18 protein-coding genes are annotated in these 16,118 nt (G+C 61.4%); 8 read left to right on the plus strand and 10 right to left on the minus strand.

What is annotated here, in order from left to right:
• Positions 1-193 precede the first annotated feature (193 nt).
• Positions 194-1,084: a LysR family transcriptional regulator gene (locus tag M5G18_RS28740; RefSeq protein WP_273897154.1), complete on the minus strand. Its 891-nt coding sequence runs from the start codon at positions 1,082-1,084 to the stop codon at positions 194-196.
• A 173-nt stretch (positions 1,085-1,257) separates the two neighbouring features.
• Here M5G18_RS28740 and M5G18_RS28745 point away from each other — a divergent pair, with 173 nt between their 5' ends.
• From M5G18_RS28745 to M5G18_RS28755, 3 genes are read left to right on the plus strand one after another with little or no spacing between them, the layout of a single operon-like run.
• Complete coding sequence (locus M5G18_RS28745) at positions 1,258-1,956, plus strand: CoA transferase subunit A (protein WP_007956274.1); 699 nt, start codon at positions 1,258-1,260, stop codon at positions 1,954-1,956.
• Positions 1,957-1,980: 24 nt separating this feature from the next.
• On the plus strand, positions 1,981-2,646 hold the full coding sequence (locus tag M5G18_RS28750) for a CoA transferase subunit B (RefSeq protein ID WP_007956272.1): 666 nt from the start codon (positions 1,981-1,983) through the stop codon (positions 2,644-2,646).
• A gap of 11 nt (positions 2,647-2,657) precedes the next feature.
• Positions 2,658-3,839 carry an acetyl-CoA C-acetyltransferase gene (locus M5G18_RS28755; protein ID WP_007956270.1) on the plus strand — a complete coding sequence of 394 codons (1,182 nt, stop codon included), beginning with the start codon at positions 2,658-2,660 and terminating at the stop codon, positions 3,837-3,839.
• Between the two features lie 106 nt (positions 3,840-3,945).
• Here the strand turns inward: M5G18_RS28755 and M5G18_RS28760 are convergent, their stop codons facing one another.
• On the minus strand, positions 3,946-4,644 hold the full coding sequence (locus tag M5G18_RS28760) for an NADPH-dependent F420 reductase (RefSeq protein WP_273897153.1): 699 nt from the start codon (positions 4,642-4,644) through the stop codon (positions 3,946-3,948).
• Positions 4,645-4,662: 18 nt separating this feature from the next.
• On the opposite strand from M5G18_RS28760, the gene M5G18_RS28765 reads away from it, so the two are divergent.
• Positions 4,663-5,556 (plus strand): LysR family transcriptional regulator, encoded by an 894-nt coding sequence (locus M5G18_RS28765; protein WP_273897263.1) that lies wholly within the window; start codon positions 4,663-4,665, stop codon positions 5,554-5,556.
• Here the strand turns inward: M5G18_RS28765 and M5G18_RS28770 are convergent.
• Together M5G18_RS28770 and M5G18_RS28775 are read right to left on the minus strand one after the other, a co-directional pair.
• Entirely contained in the window at positions 5,553-6,821 is a 1,269-nt protein-coding gene (locus M5G18_RS28770) for an Nramp family divalent metal transporter (RefSeq protein ID WP_420793305.1), read from the minus strand. The genes M5G18_RS28765 and M5G18_RS28770 overlap by 4 nt on opposite strands.
• Positions 6,822-6,948: 127 nt before the next feature.
• A complete protein-coding gene (locus tag M5G18_RS28775) occupies positions 6,949-7,488 on the minus strand; it encodes a chalcone isomerase family protein (RefSeq protein WP_273897151.1) in 540 nt (179 codons plus the stop codon).
• A gap of 147 nt (positions 7,489-7,635) precedes the next feature.
• On the opposite strand from M5G18_RS28775, the gene M5G18_RS28780 reads away from it, so the two are divergent.
• Both M5G18_RS28780 and M5G18_RS28785 read left to right on the plus strand, forming a co-directional pair.
• Entirely contained in the window at positions 7,636-8,409 is a 774-nt protein-coding gene (locus M5G18_RS28780) for a hypothetical protein (RefSeq protein ID WP_273897150.1), read from the plus strand.
• 86 nt (positions 8,410-8,495) lie between these two features.
• Positions 8,496-9,062 carry a DcrB/PsbP domain-containing protein gene (locus M5G18_RS28785; RefSeq protein ID WP_273897149.1) on the plus strand — a complete coding sequence of 189 codons (567 nt, stop codon included), beginning with the start codon at positions 8,496-8,498 and terminating at the stop codon, positions 9,060-9,062.
• 3 nt (positions 9,063-9,065) lie between these two features.
• Here the strand turns inward: M5G18_RS28785 and M5G18_RS28790 are convergent, their stop codons facing one another.
• From M5G18_RS28790 to M5G18_RS28805, 4 genes are all read right to left on the minus strand, one after another.
• Positions 9,066-9,782 (minus strand): alpha/beta hydrolase, encoded by a 717-nt coding sequence (locus M5G18_RS28790; protein WP_273897148.1) that lies wholly within the window; start codon positions 9,780-9,782, stop codon positions 9,066-9,068.
• 66 nt (positions 9,783-9,848) lie between these two features.
• Entirely contained in the window at positions 9,849-10,961 is a 1,113-nt protein-coding gene (locus M5G18_RS28795) for a succinylglutamate desuccinylase/aspartoacylase family protein (protein ID WP_273897147.1), read from the minus strand.
• Positions 10,962-11,088: 127 nt separating this feature from the next.
• Entirely contained in the window at positions 11,089-11,868 is a 780-nt protein-coding gene (locus M5G18_RS28800) for an ABC transporter substrate-binding protein (RefSeq protein WP_007956251.1), read from the minus strand.
• A 254-nt stretch (positions 11,869-12,122) separates the two neighbouring features.
• Complete coding sequence (locus M5G18_RS28805; protein WP_273897146.1) at positions 12,123-12,557, minus strand: rhodanese-like domain-containing protein; 435 nt, start codon at positions 12,555-12,557, stop codon at positions 12,123-12,125.
• Positions 12,558-12,658: 101 nt separating this feature from the next.
• Here M5G18_RS28805 and ftrA point away from each other — a divergent pair, with 101 nt between their 5' ends.
• Complete coding sequence (gene ftrA / locus M5G18_RS28810) at positions 12,659-13,648, plus strand: transcriptional regulator FtrA (protein WP_273897145.1); 990 nt, start codon at positions 12,659-12,661, stop codon at positions 13,646-13,648.
• Here ftrA and cobF read toward each other — a convergent pair.
• Together cobF and M5G18_RS28820 are read right to left on the minus strand one after the other, a co-directional pair.
• Complete coding sequence (gene cobF / locus M5G18_RS28815) at positions 13,617-14,372, minus strand: precorrin-6A synthase (deacetylating) (protein ID WP_273897144.1); 756 nt, start codon at positions 14,370-14,372, stop codon at positions 13,617-13,619. The genes ftrA and cobF overlap by 32 nt on opposite strands.
• Positions 14,369-14,941: a histidine phosphatase family protein gene (locus M5G18_RS28820; protein ID WP_273897143.1), complete on the minus strand. Its 573-nt coding sequence runs from the start codon at positions 14,939-14,941 to the stop codon at positions 14,369-14,371. Before M5G18_RS28820 ends, cobF begins: the two co-directional genes overlap by 4 nt.
• Positions 14,942-15,262: 321 nt before the next feature.
• Between M5G18_RS28820 and M5G18_RS28825 the strand changes: the two genes are divergently transcribed.
• Entirely contained in the window at positions 15,263-16,117 is an 855-nt protein-coding gene (locus M5G18_RS28825; RefSeq protein WP_273897142.1) for a MurR/RpiR family transcriptional regulator, read from the plus strand.
• The last annotated feature ends 1 nt before the right edge of the window (position 16,118 follow it).

The following is a 16,118-nucleotide window of genomic DNA, read 5'->3' on the forward strand; positions in this document are numbered from 1 at the left end:
CCCTCTCCCAGAGGGAGAGGGAACTGACCGTGTTGTACTTTAGAGGTACATCGACCTGAAATATCGAGTTGATCTCAAGAGTTGTAAGGCCTGAATCCATAATCGACTCGGTGGTGCAGGTCGATGTACCAAGCAGCACGACTCGGTCGGCTCCCTCTCCCTCCGGGAGAGGGCTGGGGTGAGGGGATGGATTTCAAAGATGTAGCAAATCCTCAGCCTTGAGAATGTCAAAAAGCGCCTGCGCCGCCGCCGACAGTTCATTCCCCGGATCCGTCAGCACGCCAATCGCCCGCTCCACTACCGGCTCGTGCAAGGTCAGGCAATGCGCGCCCAACTCGCGCATCTGCCCGGCACACAACGCCGGCACCGCACTGACGCCCAGCCCGCTCGCCACCATCCGGCCGACCGTCGCCAGTTGATGGCTTTCAAACTCCACTGGCAGTTTCATCCCTCGGGCCTGCAAGTGTTCCTCCAGCATCACCCGAACCGTGGACGGTCGTTGCAGGGTAATGAACGGTTCCTGCAGCAAAGTCTGCCAATCAATGTCGCTACGGTCGGCCAGCGACGAATCCTGCGGTACCACCGCAACGAAGCGATCCTTATAAAGAGGCGTGAAGGTCAGCGAAGTGCTCTGCATCGGCTCGAACGCCACGCCAAGTTCCACCTGGCGATCGCGGACCATTTCCAGCACTTGCTCATTGATCACGTCGTTGACCGTGACGTTGACGTTCGGATAACGCGCGCGGAAGGTCTTGAGGATCGGCGGCAGCAGGTTGCCGGCAAACGACGGCATCGCCGCCAGCGTCACTCGCCCGCGTTGCAGACTGAAGCGCTGGCGCATTTCGTCCTCGGCGTTGTCCCAGTCGGCGATCAGGCGTCGGGCCAGCGGCAGTAGCGATTCGCCCTCAGGGGTCAGCGCCACGTTGCGCGTGTTGCGGCTGAACAGGCGCCCGCCCAGGCCTTCTTCCAGCGCCTTGATGGTCAGGCTCAACGCCGATTGCGACAGGTGCAGGCGCTCGCAGGCCACGGCAAAGCTCAGGCTTTGGGCCACGGCGAGAAAGGCGCGGATCTGCTTGATGGTCATGGTCGTGTCACTTGAAGGGCTAAGCTGAATATCCGCCCGCCAGCCATGGCGGACATTTAATGAGCTTTATCAATCAATCAACCTTAAAAATCAACTTAACAAATATATCCTTCAGCGAGACACTCCAGTCATTCGGCTAGCCAGCCGCCCGACAAACAATAAAAGAGGTGCATATGGCAGGTTTCGACAAGCGCGTGTATTCCTACGAGGAAGCCATGGCAGGTCTTGAAGACGGCATGACCGTGATCGCCGGCGGCTTCGGCCTGTGCGGCATTCCGGAAAACCTGATCGCCGAGATCAAGCGCAAGGGCACCCGCGACCTCACCGTCGTCTCCAACAACTGCGGCGTTGATGGCTTCGGCCTCGGCGTGCTGCTGACCGACCGCCAGATCAGCAAGGTGGTCGCCTCCTACGTCGGCGAAAACAAACTGTTCGAAGAGCAACTGCTCAAAGGCGACATCGAAGTCGTCCTGACCCCGCAAGGCACCCTCGCCGAAAAAATGCGCGCAGGCGGTGCCGGCATCCCGGCCTTCTTCACTGCGACCGGCGTCGGCACTCCGGTTGCCGAAGGCAAGGAAGTGCGTGAATTCCACGGTCGCAAGTACCTGATGGAAGAGTCCATCACCGGCGACTTCGCCATCGTCAAAGGCTGGAAAGCCGACCACTTCGGCAACGTCATCTACCGCCACACCGCCCAGAACTTCAACCCGCTGGCCGCCACCGCCGGCAAGATCACCGTGGTCGAAGTCGAAGAAATCGTCGAACCCGGCGAGCTGGATCCGGCACACATCCACACGCCCGGCATCTACGTCGACCGGGTCATTTGCGGCACGTTCGAAAAACGCATCGAACAACGCACCATCCGCAAATAATCCAGGCTGACGGAGAACAAGAACATGGCACTTACCCGCGAACAAATGGCTCAACGCGTCGCCCGCGAAATGCAGGACGGCTACTACGTGAACCTCGGCATCGGCATCCCGACCCTGGTCGCCAACTACATCCCCGAAGGCATGGAAGTCATGCTGCAATCGGAAAACGGCCTGCTCGGCATGGGCCCTTTCCCGACTGAAGACACCATCGATGCCGACATGATCAACGCTGGCAAACAGACCGTAACCGCGCGTATTGGCGCATCGATCTTCAGCTCCGCCGAATCCTTCGCGATGATCCGCGGCGGCCACGTCGACCTGACCGTGCTCGGCGCCTTCGAAGTGGACGTGCAAGGCAACATCGCCTCGTGGATGATCCCAGGCAAACTGGTCAAGGGCATGGGCGGCGCGATGGATCTCGTAGCCGGTGCCGACAACATCATCGTCATCATGACCCACGCGTCCAAGGACGGTGAGTCCAAGTTGCTGAGCCAATGCAGCCTGCCGCTGACCGGCGCCGGTTGCATCAAGCGCGTCCTGACCGACCTCGCCTACCTGGAAATCGAAAATGGCGCTTTTGTCCTCAAGGAACGCGCACCTGGCGTCAGCGTCGAGGAAATCGTCGCCAAAACCGCTGGTAAACTGATCGTCCCGGATCACGTACCGGAAATGCAGTTCGCTGCCGAGTGAGGAATTCGAAAATGCAAGACGTCGTCATTGTTGCCGCCACGCGTACCGCGATCGGCAGTTTCCAGGGATCGCTGGCCACCGTCTCCGCCGTGGATCTGGGCGCAGCGGTCATCCGCCAGTTGCTTGAGCAGACCGGTCTGGACGGTGCTCAGGTCGATGAAGTGATCATGGGCCAGGTGCTGACCGCCGGCGCCGGCCAGAACCCGGCGCGCCAATCGGCGATCAAGGCCGGCCTGCCCCACGCCGTACCGGCCATGACCCTGAACAAGGTTTGCGGTTCGGGCCTCAAGGCCCTGCACCTCGGCGCCCAGGCGATCCGTTGCGGCGACGCGGACGTGATCATTGCCGGCGGCCAGGAAAACATGAGCCTGGCCAACTATGTGATGCCGGGCGCACGTACCGGTCTGCGCATGGGTCACGCACAAATCGTCGACACCATGATCAGCGATGGCCTGTGGGATGCGTTTAACGATTACCACATGGGCATCACCGCCGAGAACCTGGTCGAGAAATACGAGATCAGCCGCGAGCAGCAGGACGCCTTTGCTGCCGCGTCGCAACAGAAAGCCGCCGCTGCCATCGAGGCCGGTCGCTTTGTCGATGAAATCACCCCGATCCTGATCCCGCAGCGCAAAGGCGATCCGGTGGCGTTCAAGGTTGACGAGCAGCCACGCGGCGACACCACCGCCGAATCTCTGGCCAAACTGCGTCCGGCCTTCAAGAAGGACGGCAGCGTCACCGCCGGCAACGCTTCGTCGCTGAACGACGGCGCCGCAGCCGTGATCCTGATGAGCGCCGAAAAAGCCAAGGCCCTGGGCCTGCCGGTCCTGGCGAAAATCGCCGCCTACGCCAACGCGGGCGTTGACCCGGCGATCATGGGCATCGGTCCGGTGTCGGCCACTCGCCGCTGCCTGGACAAGGCTGGCTGGAGCATCGGCCAGTTGGATCTGATCGAAGCCAACGAAGCCTTCGCCGCGCAATCGCTGGCGGTGGCCAAGGATCTGCAATGGGATCTGGACAAGGTCAACGTCAACGGCGGCGCCATCGCCCTCGGTCACCCGATCGGTGCATCGGGCTGCCGTGTGCTGGTGACCCTGCTGCACGAAATGATCAAGCGTGATGCGAAAAAGGGTCTGGCGACCCTGTGCATCGGCGGCGGTCAAGGCGTGGCCCTGGCGCTGGAGCGCGCTTAAGCGCAAAAGAGGTTCAACAGCGGGCGGCGGATCCACGACATCCATTGCCCGTTGGCAACAAACCCGGTACGGCTCACGTCGCACCGGGTATTTTTTTGCCTGAAGGTCAGGCGAACTTCACCAGATTCAGCACCGGCAACGGCCCGCCCGGGAACTGCACCAGTCGCGCACCCACGCTCAACTCGCCCAGATCGATACCGAAGAAGCCAAGTTGATCGATCAGCGCGCCGACTTCAGCCTTGGCCTGCGCATCATCCCCGGACAGGAACAACACGCGCTTGCCACCCTCCGACGCCGGATCCGCTTCCAGCAAGCGCGCCAGCAAATGGTTGAACGCCTTGACCACCCGTGCACCCGGCACCCATTCGGCGAACACTTCGCTGGACGGCCGCCCCTGCAAATCCACCGGTTTGAACGATGGCGCTTCAATCGAGTTGTTGGCATCGATGACGATCCGTCCACCGAAGTCCAGCAACCCGGCCAGTGCCGTCGGCAGTTTCGACCAGTTCACCGCGACCAGCACGATGTCCTGGGCCGCCGCTTCTTCACGGCTAACGGCGCGGGCGGTTGGGCCGAGTTCTGCGACCAGTTCGGCCAGGGTGTCCGGCCCGCGACTGTTGGCGATGACCAACGGGATGCCCTGACGCGACAAGGCTTTGGCAAACGCTGAACCGATGGCGCCAGCGCCGATGATTCCGATAGTGCTCATGGTGTTTTCCTCAAAGTGGGGTAAGACTCGAAACGAATCTTGCGCTTGCCATTCCCGCTTGATTAGCCGGTAATGCCTTGAATGATCTTCAAGCATCGCTATCAGGTCGAACTCATGGAAACCCTCGCCAATCTTGAATCCTTCGTCCGCAGCGCCGAGACCGGCAGCTTCTCGGCCGCCGCTCGCTTGCTGGCGCTGACCCCGGCGGCGGTCAGCCGCAACGTGGCGATTCTTGAACGCAACCTCGGCGTGCGGCTGTTTCAGCGCTCGACCCGCAAGCTGTCGCTGACCGAGGCCGGTGAAGGTTTTTTGGCGAGTATCGGTGGCAACCTCGACGCCTTGCAGGCAGCGATTGCGACGGTGGCGACCGAGCGCGGCGAGCCGGCGGGCGTGCTCAAGATCAGCCTGCCGCCGACGTTCGGCATCGATCACATGCTGCCGCTGCTGCCGGCGTTTCTGGCGCGCTATCCACTGATTCGTCCGGAATGGCATTTCGAGAATCGTCAGGTGGATTTGATCGCCGAGGGGTATGACGTGGCGATTGGCGGCGGGTTCGAACTGACGCCCGGCGTGGTCGCCCGGCCATTGTCGTCCGCCGAAGTGCTGGCGGTGGCATCACCCACGTATCTGGCCGGACGTGCCCTGCCGCAACATCCGTCCGATCTCGCCGATCACCACGGCATCGTCATGCGCGGCCTGCGCACCGGGCGCCTGCGCCAATGGCAGATGCACAACGACGCCGGCGAACAGGCCAGCGCCCTGCTCAACCCGAACATCGTGCTCAACGACCCGATGGCCATGCGCACCGCTGCGCTGTTGGGTCTGGGCGTGACGATGCTGGTGCTGCCCGATGTCAGCGCGCAGATCGAACGCGGTGAACTGGTGCGGCTGCTGCCCGACTGGCAGTGCGATGCCGGGGCGATTTCGCTGTACTACCCGAGCCGCACTTTGCTGCCGGCCAAGACCCGGGTGTTCATTGATTTTGTGGTCGAGGCGTTTGGCCGTTAGGCCGCCAGCTGCAGAATCAGCCAGGCATTCGCCCCGCTGATCACCACAAACAATCCCCACGCGAGAACCTTGGTCGGCCAGCGATTCACAAACGGCCCCATCAGCTGTTTGTCGTTGGTCATGCGAATCAGCGGATACAGCGCAAACGGCAGTTGCAGGCTCAGTACTACCTGGCTCAGCACCAGCAACTTGCCCACCGCGCCGTCGCCCATCAGCCACACGCCGATGAATGCCGGAATCAGCGCCAGCCCACGGGTGATCAGGCGCCGCTGCCAGCAAGGGATTCGCAGGTTCAGATAGCCTTCCATGATCACCTGGCCAGCGATGGTACCGGTGAAGGTCGAACTCTGTCCCGACGCCAGCAACGCCACGCCGAACAGCACGCTGGCCAGCGCGCCGCCCACCAGTGGGTCGAGCAAGTGATAGGCATCCTGGATGTCGACCACGTCGGTGTGCCCGGACTGATGAAAGGCTGCCGCCGCAAGAATCAGGATCGCCGCGTTGACCAGCAACGCCAGCGCCAGCGAACCGATGGTGTCGATGCGCGCCAGTTTTACCGCGTCCTGCTTGCTGGCCAGATCCTTGCCGATCAGCCGTGTCTGCACGATCGACGTGTGCAGGTACAGGTTGTGCGGCATGACGGTGGCGCCGAGGATGCCGATAGCCAGATACAACGGCGCAGCATCGCTGATCGCCGACAGCGACGGTTTGAAGCCTTGGGCGACGTCCGGCCAGTACGGTTTGATCAACAGCAATTCAACAAAGAAACACGCGCCGATGGTGCCCACCAGCACCAGCATGATCGCTTCCAGCCGGCGGAAACCACGGTTTTGCAGGGCCAGCACCAACAATGTATCGAATGCGGTCAGGGCAATGCCGAATGTCAGGGAACACCCCAGCAGCAAGTGAAACGCCAGCGCACAGCCGAGCACTTCTGCCAGGTCTGTCGCAATGATCGAGATTTCCGCCAGCACCCATTGCAACCTTGCGGTCGGGGTGCTGTAGCGTTCGCGGGACAGCTGCGCCAGATCGCGCCCGGTAGCGATGCCCAGCCGCGAGCACAGGCATTGCACAACCATGCCTGCCAGACTCGCCAGCAACACCACGAACAACAGGCTGTAGCCGAAGCGCGAACCGGCCTCGATCGCTGTGGCCCAGTTGCCCGGATCCATGTAGCCGATCGACACCAGCAAACCGGGGCCGGCAAAACGCAACACGCGTTTGAAGAACGAGGCGTTGGGATCGACCGGGACACTGCCGGCCACTTCCGGCGGGCAGAACGGCGCCGTGGCGATTTTGGGCAAGCTGAATTTCACGCACACATCCAGAAACAAGTCGAAAGACGCAGCTTAGACGTTTCAGTCGACGTGCCCAAGCGCAGATGTGCTGCGCTCAGGGTTTGGCGTTGCCGAGCAATTGCTGGCGCAGCTCGGGACTGCGCGTGCGCGGGTCGAGCCAGATGTCGAAAAACGCCCGGGCAAACTGCGGATCATCGATTTCATGCTGCAACTGTTGGCCGACAAAGAACCGCGCGCCCTGCCCCGGCAGATACACCCCGGTGATCCGCGTGCCGGCCTGGACGTCGACGAACGATTGCTGCATCTGTGCCTGCCACATGGCAAGTTGCCCTGGACTGATCGAGGAACCGGCCAAGCGTTTGATCTCATCGACGCTGGCCTTCACCAGATCATCGCGGGAGACATTACGGCGGTAGATCAACTCCAGCGCAAAGGGCTGACCCTCGGCCAGTGGTCGCGCCGCGCTCCACAACCGGGCGTTGTAGACGTCGAAACCGAATACGCTGAAATCGCCGGTGCCGATGATCTGTGCGCCGGGCACTGCGTCCTGCCAACTGGCCCAGGTGGGTGTCAGCAACAAGGCCCACAAGCCGATCCCGCAGCATCCACGCAACACCTTCGGTGTACTGCTCATCGCGGCATCGACTCCGGTAAACCCTGATACTCAGAGCATAGTCCGCTATTGCACTCATCATTTTGTATACATGTTTTGCATGCATATGCAGCAATCCGCTAACGACAATGCTAACGTGGCCCTCATTGCCCCCACGGAGACACCTGCGTGCTGATCCTCAAACTGCTGCTGATTCCCGGTTTCCTGCTGCTGATTTCCCTCGCAGGCAAGCGCTGGGGCCCCAGCGTCGCCGGGTGGCTGTCGGGATTGCCGGTGGTGGTCGGGCCGATTCTGTTTTTCCTCGCCATCGAACAAGGCCCGGCGTTTGCCGCGCAATCGGCGGTCGCGGCGCTGTCGGCCATGTTTGCGATGATCGCGTTTTGCGTCACTTATGCGCAGGTGGCGCAGCGGGCGAACTGGCCGTTGGCATTGGTGGTTTCCTTATCGGTCTGGGCCGTGCTGGCGTTGATTCTGTCGCTGATTCCGGCCTCGCTGCCTTTCTCGATTGCCGCCGCTGCAACTGCCCTTCTTGCCGCGCCGTATCTGTTTCCCAAGGTGCAACCGGTGGTCAGCGGCTCGGCGCCGAAGTCGGACAAACTGGTGTGGCGGATGATCGCCGGGGCGGCGTTGACGCTGGTGGTGACCATGCTGGCCAGCACCGTCGGCGAGCGCTGGAGTGGATTGCTCGCGGTGTTCCCTGTTCTGGGCAGCGTGATGGCGGTGTTTTCCCAACAGACCCGTGGCCCGGCGTTTACTGCCGCGTTGTTGCGGGCGACAGCGACGGGGATGTATTCGTTTTCGGCGTTCTGCCTGGTGTTGGCGCTGACAGTCCCAAACCTCGGTTTCGGCGGCTTCGTGGTGGCCGTGGCCGTTTCGGTGGCGATGCTGGGCGTCACCCGGCAGTTGCTGGCCAAACCCGCGCCGGCACCGTCGCCGAACTGAACCCGACCGGACAAACCGCGCTGGAGTGCCATGCACGCTCCATGGGATGATCGCCGCCCAAGCGCGACCATCCCTCGGAGATTCGAATGTCATTGCTTAGCAAGAAAGCCGTCGTCCTGTTGCTGGCGGCGGTGGCCGGTTTCGGCGCCATCAATGCTCAGGCAGCCAAGGCCAAAGAAAAGGCTGTCACCGAGAAAGTCTCGATGCTCGACGGCAAATTCAGTTTTGCCCTGCCCAAAGGCTTCGTCGGCGACCCGCTGCCGGCCGGCCCGACCGGTGCCAAGGGCACCATGTACAGCAACGACGCCACCAAGACTGTGGTCATCGTCGCCGAAAACCAGATTCCCGAAGGCAACAACGTCAAGGACAACGACAGTGCGTTCCTCGACGGCACCGTCTCCGATTTCATCGACGCCCAGCGCAAGGCCCTGCCGGACTTCAACAAGCTCAGCGAAAAAAGCCTGACCCAGAAAGGCAACGGCCTGGGCCTGCGCCAGGTCGACAGCACCGCCACCCAGGGCGGCGGCCAGACTCTCAACACCACGTTGCTGGCCGGTTCCGGCACGCGCATGGCGCTGGTCCAGGTGATTTCCCGAGCCAGCGACAAGAGCGGTCACGAGGCATTGGTGAAGACCATCCTCAAGGAAAAGTGATGCTCAGGGATTGAGTTGCTGCAACCAGTCGTTCAAGTCCCGAAGCTCGGCCGCGCTGATGCTGTGGCCGACGCCGGGATAGGCATGAAATTGCGGTTTGTACGACAGCTTCTGCAACAACGCATCGGCCTCGGTGCCACCGCTGTAAGGCACCCGGTCATCCGCCGTGCCGTGGCCGATGAAGATTTCCAGCGGCGGATGCTGTTGCTCTGACTTCAGCTCGCTCTTGAGCACCGGCAACACCCGCCCGCTCAACGCTGCAATACCACCCACCGCCGCCGGCTGCCGCAGTCCGACCTCATAGGTCATCATCGCGCCCTGGCTGAAGCCGATCAGGTACACCTTGTCCGGTTGCGCGTGATATTTCTGCGCCGCAGCGGCGATAAAGGCCCGCAGTTTCTGGTTGCTGGCCTTCAGATCATCGGTCTCGCCGTTGTAGGCCCCTTCGCCTTTCTTGCGAAACCACTGGAAACGCCCTTCTCCCAACGCCATCGGTGCCTGCACCGACAGGTAGTTGTACTGCTTGGGCAGCTGAAATTTCATACCGATCAAGTCTGCTTCGTTGCTGCCATAGCCATGCAGGAAAATCACCAGCGGACGCGGTTCGGCGTCCGGGTGCACCTGGGCCAGGTAGTTGAGCGACAAATCATTTTGCAACGAGGTCTGAGCCTGAACGGCAGTGGACGCGAGCAGCGTCAACAGCGCAAACACCTTCAACATAAGCCTTCCTTCACACAGTGCAGGGTTCGGGGCAGAGCCTAACACTGTGATCCGGAGGATGGGGTGTCAGTCGTTGATCAGCTTTCCAACTCGAATCGGCTCGCGCCCCGCCACTTTCGCCTGCCAGATGCCCGGCTGGGTGTAGCGTCCGCGATCGATGGCGAACAACACGCCACTGGTGCCGGCGCGCACGGTGGTCACGCGATCACTCAACGGATCGACCACTTCGAACAGCGCATCGCCGCGCTCGACCCATTCACCGGCATCGCGCAGGAAACTCACCACGCCATGGTGCGGGGCGAACAGGTATTCGGTGCCTTCGAACGGCATGCCTTCGCAGCATTCGTCCGGCGCTTTCGGCCAATCGCCGCTGATGAAGCCCTGTTCGGCCAGGAAGCCCAGGATCGCCTCGCAATTGGCCTGGGCCTGATCGACGCGGGTGTCGCCCATGCTGCCCAGTTCCAGAGTGGTGGCGAGGTTGGCTGGTGGAATCGCTGCGTTCGGGAAGTCCCGGGCCAGGCGCAACCACGGCGAAGAGCAGGATTCATCGAACGAACTGCCGCCGGAATCTTCACACAGCAGCGCCACGCCAGCCTTCAGGCGTGCGGCGAGGGATTGCCACTGCGGCCAGTGTTGCGGCAGTGCGTAGATGTGAATCGCGGCGTCGAAGTCGCAATGCAGATCGAGGGTGATGTCGGCCTCGCAGGCGTGGCGCAGCAACAGGCGGTGCAGCGCTTCCAGTTGAGAGACCGGGGCTGGCAGTTCGTCGAGGACCTGGCTCATGGTCTGGCGGATCAACGCAATGTTGGCTTGGGCATCACCACCCAACTGACTCCCGATGCGCTCGGCCACCGGCGCACTGAGTTCGACGAAGGAGCGGTTGAAGTTCTTGCCGCTGCCCAGCTCGAAACGCCCCATGTGGCTGCCTTGCAGGTGCTGATCGAGGCCGATCGGGTTGGCCACCGGCACCAGTTCGATCACGCCTTGCAACTGACCGTTGCTTTCCAGTTCGGCCAGGCGCTTTTTCAGTTCCCACGCGGTGCGCATGCCCGGCAGTTCATCGGCGTGCAGGCTGGCCTGGATGTAGACCTTGCGCGGGCCGGCGCCGTAACGGAACACGCTCAGGGAACGTTCGCTGCCCAGGTGGCTCCAGGGCAGAAGATGATCGATGCGTTGCATGGGGAACTCCGGAAATTCTGTGGTCGCTGCCAACGCAGTGACCACATTGAAAATGTGCTGACAGGATAAATCACGGGCGAAAAAAAAGTGGCCACCGAATGAACGGGGCCACTTTTTTTACGGCGTATTAATGGCCGTACACGTCAAAGTCGAAGTACTTGTCCTGCACTTGCTTGTACTTGCCGTTGGCGCGGATTTCGTTGATGGCGGTGTTGAATTTCTCCGCCAGCTCGGTATCGCCTTTACGCACTGCGATACCGGCGCCGCCGCCGAAGTACTTGGCGTCTTCGTAGGTCGGGCCGACGAATTCGAAGCCTTTGCCGGCGTCGGTTTTCAGGAAGCCGTCGCTCAGGTTGACCGAGTCGGCCAGCATCGCGTCGATACGACCGGACACCATGTCCAGGTTGGCTTCCTGCTGCGAGCCGTAACGCACCAGTTCGATCCCGGCCGGCACCAGCACTTCGGTGGCGTAGCGGTCGTGGGTACTGGCACGCAGCACGCCGACTTTCTTGCCTTTGAGTTCGACCAGCGGGTCTTTCACGCCGGAGCCTGCCTTCATCACGAAGCGCGCCGGGGTGTGGTAGTACTTGATGGTGAAATCGACGTTTTTCTTGCGATCGTCAGTGATGGTCATCGAGGACAGGATCGCGTCGATCTTCTTCACTTTCAGCGCCGGGATCAGGCCGTCGAATTCTTGCTCGACCCAGGTGCATTTGACTTTCATCTGCTCACACAGCGCGTCGCCGATGTCCACGTCGAAACCGGCCAGTTTGCCGTCAGGGGTTTTCATCGAGAATGGCGGGTAACCGGCTTCGATACCGATACGGATCGGTTTGGCGTCTTCGGCCACGGCGGTCAGGGACAACATCGACAGTGCCAGGGCACCGAACATAACCAGCTTTTTCATTTATTACTCCCGTGTGCGGAGGCTTTTATTGGCAGCTTTCGATTGTCAGGTTCGGCCTTGGGCTGTGTAGCGCAAAGAAACCGAAGTGGCCGGCAGTCTATGGCGGCGCGCACGGGGCAAATTGTGTTTAAGCGACAAATACTTACAGAAAATCGGCGAGTGCCATCACGTGGGAAAAGTGTGCGCCAGAGCGGTGCAAGGGTTGTAGGACAAAGCCGACAAAAGGTGCCGCCGAAGCGGCAACCCTCCAGCTATCAGCAATCGCAGGCGATCGGCGCGGTGGCGACGCGCGGTGTCGCAACACTCAACTGGAAGCCTTCATCCAGCCACCCGGTCACCCCGCCGATCATCTCCTTGACCGGGTAACCCAACGCCGCCAGCTTCACCGCGGACTTGTTGGCGCCATTGCAGTGGGGACCGGCGCAATAAACCACGAAAAGTGTGTTTTTCGGGTAGTCCACCAACCCTTCCGCCGTCAGCAAACGCCCCGGAATATTGATCGCCCCCGGCACATGGCCGCGCTCGAAGGCCAGCGGCCCGCGCACGTCCACCAGCACAAAGTCGACTTCGCCGGCTTCCTGGCTGCTGAAGACGTCGGAACAATCGGTTTCGAAGGTCAGACGGTTGCTGAAATGCATCAGGGCAATGGCCGAAGGGGCGGCAGGAATTTCGCGAACCAGGCTGGGCATGTTGAATCACTCCTTTGTCTATGGGGGATGAACAGACTTTATCGAGCCGCCGCTTGCCGCTACAGTGGCGCACAAGACACTCACCGGGAGTTTTCCGCCAAATGCCTGATTCACCTGGATTGGTCGCGATTCTGGCCTACGACGGCCTCTGCACATTCGAGTTCGGCATCGCCGTGGAGATCTTCGGCCTGGCCCGGCCGGAGTTCGATTTTCCGTGGTACGAGCACTGCATTGCAGCGGTCGATCAAGGCCCGATGCGCGCCATGGGCGGGATTCAAGTGCTGGCGGACGGTGGTCTGGAATTATTGGCGGATGCGCGCACCATCATCATTCCCGGCTGGCGCGACCGCAGTGCGCCAGTGCCCGAGGCCTTGCTGGAAGCATTGCGTGCTGCCCATTCACGCGGCGCCCGGTTGCTGTCGATCTGCTCGGGCGTGTTTGTGCTGGCCGCCAGCGGCCTGCTCGACGGGCACGGCGCCACCACTCACTGGCGCTACACATCAGAGCTGGCCGAGCGCTTCCCGGCCATCGATGTCGATCCTGATGTGCTCTACGTCGATTCCGGCCAATTGATTACTTCGGCCGGCAGCGCGGCCGGGATCGATGCCTGCCTGCATCTGGTGGCGCGGGACTTCGGCACCCAGATCGCCAACTCGGTGGCGCGTCGGCTGGTGATGTCGCCGCAACGCACCGGCGGTCAGGCGCAATTCATTCCCACCCCGGTCAGCCCGACGCCACGCAGCGACCTGTCGCGCGTGATGCAGTGGGCCCGCGAGCGCCTGCACGAACCGCTGGAAGTGCGCGATCTGGCCAGCGAAGCGGCGATGAGCGAGCGCACATTCCTGCGCAAATTCAGCGAAGCCAGCGGCCAGTCACCCAAGGCCTGGCTGCAACACGAACGCCTGGCCCGGGCTCGGGAATTGCTGGAAAGCACACCGCAGAACACCGAGCAGATCGCCCTGCGCTGTGGTTATCGCTCGGTGGAAAGCTTTCGTGTGGCGTTTCGCAGCGTGGTCGGCGTGCCGCCTTCGGTGTATCGCGAGCGCTTTGGTCGTGAGATCAAGGCTTGCGCAGAAGATAAGTATCCATGATCCAGCCATGCTCGGCCCGGGCAGCCTTGCGCACCCGTTCGATCTCATCGGCAACGTCGCCGAGCTTGCCATGGATAAGGATTTCGTCCTGCGTGCCGAGGTAGGCGCCCCAGTAAATCTCAGTCTCCTGATCCGCCACGTGGTGGTAGGAATCTTCCGCGTCGAGCATCACCACCAGACTGTCCGTGTCACTCACCTGCCCCGCCGCCAGGCGTCGGCCAGTGGTGATTTCAATCGAGCGGCCGATGGTGTTCAGCGGCACCTTGTGTTGCGCCGCCAGTGCCTGAACGCTGGTGATGCCGGGAATGACTTCGAATTCAAACGCACATCGCCCCGAGGCCAGAATCGCCTGCAGGATGCGAATGGTGCTGTCGTACAACGCAGGATCGCCCCACACCAGAAAACCACCGCACTGCCCGTCAGCCAATTCGTCATTGATCAGCCGTTCGAAGGTTTGCTGCTTGGCGCGGTTCAGATAATCGACGCTGGCGCTGTAGTCCACGTCGCCGCGCTCACGCTCCGGGCTGTGGGCTTCGGCGAAACGGTACGTACGATCGGTGATGTAGCGTTCGCAGATTTCTCGCCGCAGGTCGATCAGCTTGTCCTTGCTCTGGCCCTTGTCCATCAGGAAAAACACGTCCACCTGATTCAGCGCCTTCACCGCCTGCATCGTGATGTAGTCCGGGTTGCCGGCACCGATGCCGATCACCAGCAATCGCTTCATTGCTCCGCTCCTTCGAGGTTGATGCCTGACAAGCGTAGCCGCCAGCGTCCGGTAAACCGCAGATCGACCGCCGCCAGCGGCTCGACATCGAGGCTGTGAAACGCCTCGCCCTGCACGACCTGCATCAACGCAGCACGAATTACAAACGGATGGGTGACCGCCACCACGTGGCCCGGCGTGGCCTGCATTGAAACCAGCCACGCCGCCACTCGCTCACGCAGTTGCGCCACCGACTCGCCACCATGGGGTGCGGCTTGCGGTTCTTCGAGCCAGGCTTGCAATGCCTCGGGTTCGTTTCGTTGCAAATCCTTGATCGACTGACCTTGCCAGCGTCCCCAGTCGCAATCACGCAGGGCTTCGTCAATGCATGCCTCAGGGCCTAACCACGCCGCTGTCTGGCAGGTGCGCAGCTCCGGGCCACAAAACAGACGCGATGCCTTGTCGAAACGCGAAGCCAGCGAGCAGGACACCAGAGCCGTCTCTTCAACAGGTTCGTTCGTAGGAAAACACGCCAATTTTTGTGCGACTGTTCTGGCATGGCAGATCAATGTCAAACGGGTGGTCTGCACGGGGAAGTCACTCGGTCGGAATAGGTGAAGGTCATCGGTGAAAGAGCTGATGTAGCGGCAATTGTGCCGTAAACCGGGAGGCTCCGGGCAAGTCGATTGGATGATCCGAGCGTGTGAAAGCGGCAATGTCTGACACTACTATGGGCAATGGACTACAAGACTGGTCGACATACGTGTAACCCTTGCGTTACGGGCATCCCGCCCCATTTTGGGGCTTGGTTTAAACACAGAAAAATTCGCTAGACATGTAGCGTCAGTTACATAAATACTGTTTTAACGGATTGTGAAGCGAATTCAACACCCCATCCAGCAGGAGCCCGGATGCCCCCTTTAAGAGACCTGATCACCGACCCCGGCCTTGACCTGACGCCGTCGGAGCGCAAAGTCGTTCGCGCCTTGCTCGATCAGTATCCACGCAACGGGCTTGGCCCGATGGCGCGCCTGGCCGAACATGCCGGTGTCAGCGATCCAACTATAGTGCGCCTGGTGAAAAAGCTCGGCTTCGGTGGTTACGCCGAATTCCAGGACGCCCTGCTCAGCGACATGGACCATCGCCTGCGCTCGCCGCGCACCCTGTTGCAACCGCGCTCGCATCAGAACAAGGACGATGTCTGGAGTCACTATCTGGCTCACAGCCACAATTTATTGGCCGAAACCCAGGCCCTGACTCAACCGGAGGACGTGCGAATTCTGGCCGACTGGCTGCTCGACACCCGCCATCAGGTCTACTGCTTCGGCGGGCGCTTCAGTAGCCTGATGGCGACTTACCTGCTCAATCATTTGCGCCTGCTGCGCCCCGGTTGCTTTGCGCTGGAAGACAACGCGCAACTGCCCGACCGCCTGTTCGACCTGCAACGTCAGGATGTGGTGTTGGTGTTCGACTACCGCCGCTACCAGACCCAGGCCTTGCGTGTGGCGAGCGCGGCGAAGAACAGCAACGCTCGCGTCGTGCTGTTCACCGACATTTACGCCTCGCCGCTGCGCGAACTGGCCGACATGATCATCAGCGCGCCGGTGGAGTCGGCCTCGCCGTTCGACACCATGGTCCCGGCGCTGGCCCAGGTCGAAGCATTGATTGCCTGCCTGACCCTGCGCTGCCCGGACCTGGCCGATCGCCTGGAAGGCATCGACGCTCTGCGCAACGACTTCGACACCCATTTGCTGGAGGATAAATAAG

This window comes from Pseudomonas aphyarum (assembly GCF_028657055.1).
GTDB classification, from domain to species: Bacteria; Pseudomonadota; Gammaproteobacteria; order Pseudomonadales; family Pseudomonadaceae; genus Aquipseudomonas; species Aquipseudomonas aphyarum.

Bases quoted from the DNA above. Each gene is read 5' to 3' on its own strand.
- M5G18_RS28825 (WP_273897142.1), top strand. From the start codon at position 15,263: ATGCCCCCTTTAAGAGACCTGATCACCGACCCCGGCCTTGACCTGACG.
- M5G18_RS28760 (WP_273897153.1), bottom strand. From the start codon at position 4,644: ATGCTTGAAGATCATTCAAGGCATTACCGGCTAATCAAGCGGGAATGG.
- M5G18_RS28800 (WP_007956251.1), bottom strand. From the start codon at position 11,868: ATGAAAAAGCTGGTTATGTTCGGTGCCCTGGCACTGTCGATGTTGTCC.
- M5G18_RS28775 (WP_273897151.1), bottom strand. From the start codon at position 7,488: ATGAGCAGTACACCGAAGGTGTTGCGTGGATGCTGCGGGATCGGCTTG.
- M5G18_RS28745 (WP_007956274.1), top strand. From the start codon at position 1,258: ATGGCAGGTTTCGACAAGCGCGTGTATTCCTACGAGGAAGCCATGGCA.
- cobF (WP_273897144.1), bottom strand. From the start codon at position 14,372: ATGAAGCGATTGCTGGTGATCGGCATCGGTGCCGGCAACCCGGACTAC.
- M5G18_RS28785 (WP_273897149.1), top strand. From the start codon at position 8,496: ATGTCATTGCTTAGCAAGAAAGCCGTCGTCCTGTTGCTGGCGGCGGTG.
- M5G18_RS28765 (WP_273897263.1), top strand. From the start codon at position 4,663: ATGGAAACCCTCGCCAATCTTGAATCCTTCGTCCGCAGCGCCGAGACC.
- M5G18_RS28805 (WP_273897146.1), bottom strand. From the start codon at position 12,557: ATGCCCAGCCTGGTTCGCGAAATTCCTGCCGCCCCTTCGGCCATTGCC.
- M5G18_RS28795 (WP_273897147.1), bottom strand. From the start codon at position 10,961: ATGCAACGCATCGATCATCTTCTGCCCTGGAGCCACCTGGGCAGCGAA.
- M5G18_RS28750 (WP_007956272.1), top strand. From the start codon at position 1,981: ATGGCACTTACCCGCGAACAAATGGCTCAACGCGTCGCCCGCGAAATG.
- ftrA (WP_273897145.1), top strand. From the start codon at position 12,659: ATGCCTGATTCACCTGGATTGGTCGCGATTCTGGCCTACGACGGCCTC.
- M5G18_RS28790 (WP_273897148.1), bottom strand. From the start codon at position 9,782: ATGTTGAAGGTGTTTGCGCTGTTGACGCTGCTCGCGTCCACTGCCGTT.
- M5G18_RS28755 (WP_007956270.1), top strand. From the start codon at position 2,658: ATGCAAGACGTCGTCATTGTTGCCGCCACGCGTACCGCGATCGGCAGT.
- M5G18_RS28740 (WP_273897154.1), bottom strand. From the start codon at position 1,084: ATGACCATCAAGCAGATCCGCGCCTTTCTCGCCGTGGCCCAAAGCCTG.